Below are 4,314 nucleotides of genomic sequence, written 5' to 3'. Positions count from 1 at the left end.
CAAGCGGCCTTGGCGCGCCGCCATCAAGACGCAGATGGTGAGTGGGTAGCCTCTCGCTTTGAGCTTTATATCAACGGTGTCGAGCTGGCAAATGGCTATGATGAGCTGGTTGATGCTGAGGAGCAGCGGCTGCGTTTCAGTGAGGATAATGCCGAGCGCCGCCGTTTAGGTTTATCTGAAGTGGATATTGATGAGCAGTTGCTCGCAGCGCTAGATCATGGAATGCCTGCAAGCGCGGGGGTGGCATTGGGCATGGATCGGCTTATTCAGCTGGCGCTGGGTAAAGCACGCCTGGAAGACGTGCTTACATTTTCAACAGCTAACTGTTAGCACTAATGTCTCGCGTTTTAAGGCTCGCCCAGTGTTTGGCCCATTTGTACCTTGGCGCCTAGCGGGTTGTCTTCAAAAGTCACCGGCTTGGCAAAGCACATCACCACCGTTGAGCCCAGTTTGAAGCGGCCCATTTCAGCGCCTTTTTCAAGCGTGATTGGTTGCCCGAAACGCATGCGCTGAGGGTGTCCTGAAAGCGGCGTCACTTGGCCTGCCCAGACAGTCTCGATAGCCGCGACGATCATTGCACCTACCAATACCATGGCCATTGGGCCGTGCTCGGTATCGAAAATACACACCAGTCGCTCGTTACGCGCAAACAGCCCTGGCACGTAGTTAGCGGTTGCTTGGTTGACCGAGAAGAGCCGCCCTGGCACATAAATCATCTCGCGCAGGGTGCCTGTAACCGGCATATGTACCCGGTGGTAATCTCGAGGAGAGAGGTAAACAGTCGCAAAACTGCCGCCCATAAACTCTTCGGCTAGCGCGCTGTCGCCCCCTAGCAGGGTTTGGGCAGAAAACGTGTGGCCTTTCGCCTGTACTAACTGACCTGCCTGTAAACGCCCGAACTGTGACAGGGTGCCATCAGCAGGGCTTAGCAGACCTGCTCCCAAGGGGCGGGCATCGGCTTTCAAAGCGCGGGTGAAAAAGTCATTAAACGTTGCATAAGCGGTGGGGTCTGGCTCCAGCGCTTGGCTCATGTCCACATCAAAACGTTTGATAAACGCCTTAATTAACCTGTTCTTCACCTCGGGAGTATCGCACTGGGCGAGCTTGCCTGTTAAACGCGAAAGCGCATGGTGGGGGAGCGGGTACTGAATTAGGGAAAACGCTTTTTGGGAAACAGTCACAGTCGTATCTTCACTTCTCAATCGGTGTGTCGTCGCGGTTGCCCCATTCGCCCCAAGAGCCCGCATAACCACGTATATTAAAACCCAGCGCTTTCCCGACTAACCACGTGAAGCTGCTGCGGTGATGGCTTTGGCAGTGAGTAGCAATTTCCATATCGGGCGTTAGGCCGAGTGCACCTAGTTCGGTCATTAGCTCAGCGTAATCGCGGATGCGAAGTGCGCGATTGCGATCCATGGCGTTGAGCCAGTCCATGTTGACCGCTCCCGGAATATGACCAAGGTACTTATTGTTGCCTTTTTCACCATCAAACTCGCCTTTAGAGCGAGCATCCCAAACGGCGAACTGTTTATCTGCGAGCTTTTGTTTGATTTCGTCGCAGGTGATTAAGGCGTGCGGGTTTAAGATCTCCGCTCGGTACTCGCTTGGTGTTGGTGCGGTGGATTCAGTGCTTTCTGCCAAGCCGGAATCTCTCCAGGCATGGATGCCGCCATTCAAATAGGAGTAACGGGTGTGGCCGATTAGTTCCAGTGTCCATAGCAGTCGTGCCGCCCAGCCGCCGCCTTCATCATCATAAGCGACGACGTGAGTATCCCGGGTTAGGCCAAGCGCGCTGAACAGTCGTGAGAGAAATTCAGTGCTCGGCACATCGTTAGGCACCGGTCCTTCGCCACGCATTAGGTAGCGAAAATCCAGGTAAATAGCACCCGGTACATGGCCTTGGCGATAGCTATCGCCATTCACTGGCACATCGATAATTAGCAGCTGTGGATTGTCCAGGTGTTCTTGAAGCTGCTCGGGCTCAACAATCAGCGGCAGTAGGTTGGTTTCCGATGAATGGCTAGCGGTGCTCATTGACAGCTCCCTATGCTTAGCAATTGATATATCAGGCATCTAGCTAATGAAAATTATGCGTTTAAGCTATCGAGAATGCGCCGATAGCTGGCAAAACGTTCTGGATGAATCTTGCCTGCCTCGACGGCTTCTAGTAAAGCGCAGCCTGGCTCGTTGCGGTGGCGGCAATCTCGGAAGCGGCAATGGCCAATGAACGGATGAAACTCAATAAATCCATCGGTCACTTCCTGTTCATCAAGATGGATCAAGCCAAACTCGCGAATACCCGGTGAATCAATGAGCTCGCCGTCAGTCACTTCGTCACTACTCATCGCATAAAGCCGAGCGGTGGTGGTGGTATGGGTGCCTTTACGCGAATCTTCTGACAGAGCGCCAATGCGCAAAGTTTCATCGGGTAGCAGAAGATCAATCAGTGATGATTTGCCCACGCCACTCTGACCGACAAACACAGAGGTTCGCCCTTCAAGCTGCTGGCGTAGATCATCTAAGCCAGCTTCATTAGCAGTGGTGGTGCGCACCACGGTGTAGCCCAGAGAGTGATAGCGCTCAAGCAATTCTCCCAGTTTGCCACCGTCTTCTGGTAGCAAATCGGTTTTGTTGAGCACCAGTACGGGGGCAATACCTGTTGCTTCGGCAGCGACCAAATAACGGTCAATCAAATTGGGGTGAGGAGCGGGCTCTACCGCAAAGACGATCAGCAATTGATCGATGTTGGCCGCCACAGGCTTAAGCTGGCCCCGCGGGTCTGGGCGCTTTAGCACGCTGTCGCGCTCCTCGCGGGCCACGACGACGCCAGAGCCATCCTGGCCTGCTCGCCAAATCACCCGGTCGCCGGTGACCAAGCCATCTAGGTTGGCGCGAAGGTGGCAACGCACGGGTGTACCATCGGCATCGCGCACTTCTAGTGTTCGCCCGAAGTGAGCCATAACTCGGCCTGGTTGTTCGGCACCATATTCGCCGGCGGCAAGTTTTTCAGCGTCTTTCACATCGCGCTTTTCAGCACGTTGGGCACGTTCCGCTTGGACTTTATCGACTCGCCACTGTTGCTGGCGACTTAATTTACGTTTGCTCATGACCACCTGATGCTCGGTACAATAGTGGTATTGTACTCACCTGGGCAGTCTACTGTCCTGCATTGGGTGCTGGTTAAGGCAATATAAGCCACACTTTAACTCTAATCGCCGTATTAAGTGGCGGTACTGGCCAAGGAATGAATGTAATGAGCGAGCAAACTGCTGACAACGCCACCCCGCGAGATGATTTGCTAGTGTGGATAGACTTGGAAATGACCGGTCTGGATCCAAACAAAGAGTGCATCATTGAAGTGGCCACATTGATTACCGATGCCGATTTAAACGTCGTAGCAGAAGGGCCGGTGATTGCGGTGAAGCAGCCCGATAGCCAGCTGGCACAAATGGATGACTGGAATCAAAAGACCCACGGGGAGAGTGGGCTAGTTGCGCGCGTCAAAGCGAGCACCGTGACTACCGCTGAGGCCGAGCAGCAAACGCTCGATTTTCTTCGCCACTATGTGGTCTCTGGCTCATCGCCTATGTGTGGCAATAGCATTCACCAAGATCGGCGTTTCCTTGAGCGTGAAATGCCGGGTCTTTGGGCGTTTTTCCATTACCGTAATTTAGACGTATCGACCGTTAAGGAGTTGGCAAAACGTTGGAATCCAGGTGCCTTAGCAGGATTTAAAAAGCAAAATGTCCATCTGGCGATGGATGACATCAAGGAGTCGATTGCCGAGTTGGCTCACTATCGGAGTACGTTCTTACGCCTCGAAACGCTAACAGACGAAGAGGAGTAAGGTCGTTCAGAGAAGTGGCTAAGCGCCGTCAGTAGCAATTTTCGCACCGCGCTTGAGGCGCTGCTCCTCAAGCGCCCAAGCCACGTGCTCACGCACTAAACTGCTGGGATAGGCTCTTCTTGCCCACAAGGCTGTCTCTACTGCGCGACTCCAGGGGGCATTGCCCAGGCCGATGGCGAGATTGCGCAGCCAGCGTTCGTAGCCAATACGCCGAATGGGGCTGCCTGCTGTTTTATCCAAAAATTCGTCTTCGCCCCAGGCAAACAGGCTAAGGAGGTCGGCGCGGTCAAGGTCATGGCGCGGCGCAAAGTCATCTTCCTGGGTAACGCGGGTGAAGCGAGTGAAAGGACACACCAACTGACAGTCGTCGCAACCGTAAATACGATTGCCCATGGCGCGGCGAAACTCCGTGGGTATCGCGCCATGCAGTTCAATAGTCAGATAAGAGATGCATTTGCGCGAGTCGA

The 4,314-nt window shown here is 54.0% G+C and carries 6 protein-coding genes; 2 read left to right on the top strand and 4 right to left on the bottom strand.

Features of this window, described 5'->3' with window-relative positions; genetic code table 11:
• A partial coding sequence (locus tag INT22_RS20360) for an amino acid--tRNA ligase-related protein (RefSeq protein WP_319022048.1) occupies window positions 1-330 on the top strand: 330 nt, incomplete at its 5' end.
• 17 nt (window positions 331-347) lie between these two features.
• Here the strand turns inward: INT22_RS20360 and asd are convergent.
• Genes asd through rsgA form a run of 3 tightly spaced genes read right to left on the bottom strand, consistent with a single transcriptional unit; the run spans window position 348 to window position 3,107 of the window.
• Window positions 348-1,181, bottom strand: coding sequence for an archaetidylserine decarboxylase (gene asd / locus INT22_RS06450; RefSeq protein ID WP_193061259.1), 834 nt, complete (start codon window positions 1,179-1,181; stop codon window positions 348-350).
• A gap of 10 nt (window positions 1,182-1,191) precedes the next feature.
• Window positions 1,192-2,034 carry a sulfurtransferase gene (locus INT22_RS06445; protein WP_193061260.1) on the bottom strand — a complete coding sequence of 281 codons (843 nt, stop codon included), beginning with the start codon at window positions 2,032-2,034 and terminating at the stop codon, window positions 1,192-1,194.
• Window positions 2,035-2,087: 53 nt separating this feature from the next.
• Complete coding sequence (gene rsgA / locus INT22_RS06440) at window positions 2,088-3,107, bottom strand: small ribosomal subunit biogenesis GTPase RsgA (RefSeq protein ID WP_038485630.1); 1,020 nt, start codon at window positions 3,105-3,107, stop codon at window positions 2,088-2,090.
• 146 nt (window positions 3,108-3,253) lie between these two features.
• Between rsgA and orn the strand changes: the two genes are divergently transcribed.
• Window positions 3,254-3,847, top strand: a complete 594-nt coding sequence (gene orn, locus INT22_RS06435) for an oligoribonuclease (RefSeq protein WP_193067905.1) — start codon at window positions 3,254-3,256, stop codon at window positions 3,845-3,847.
• Between the two features lie 18 nt (window positions 3,848-3,865).
• On the opposite strand, the gene INT22_RS06430 is transcribed toward orn, so the two are convergent.
• Window positions 3,866-4,314: 4Fe-4S double cluster binding domain-containing protein (locus tag INT22_RS06430; RefSeq protein ID WP_319022047.1), on the bottom strand; the 449-nt coding region annotated here is incomplete at its 5' end.

This window comes from Halomonas sp. 3D7M (assembly GCF_014897885.1).
GTDB lineage: Bacteria > Pseudomonadota > Gammaproteobacteria > Pseudomonadales > Halomonadaceae > Vreelandella.
The sequence above is the reverse complement of the archived record's forward strand: the minus strand, read 5'-3'. Positions and strand labels throughout refer to the sequence as shown.

What these genes read in the sequence shown, in the direction of transcription:
- INT22_RS06445 (WP_193061260.1), bottom strand. Translation starts at nt 2,034, where the DNA reads ATGAGCACCGCTAGCCATTCATCGGAAACCAACCTACTGCCGCTGATT.
- rsgA (WP_038485630.1), bottom strand. Translation starts at nt 3,107, where the DNA reads ATGAGCAAACGTAAATTAAGTCGCCAGCAACAGTGGCGAGTCGATAAA.
- orn (WP_193067905.1), top strand. Translation starts at nt 3,254, where the DNA reads ATGAGCGAGCAAACTGCTGACAACGCCACCCCGCGAGATGATTTGCTA.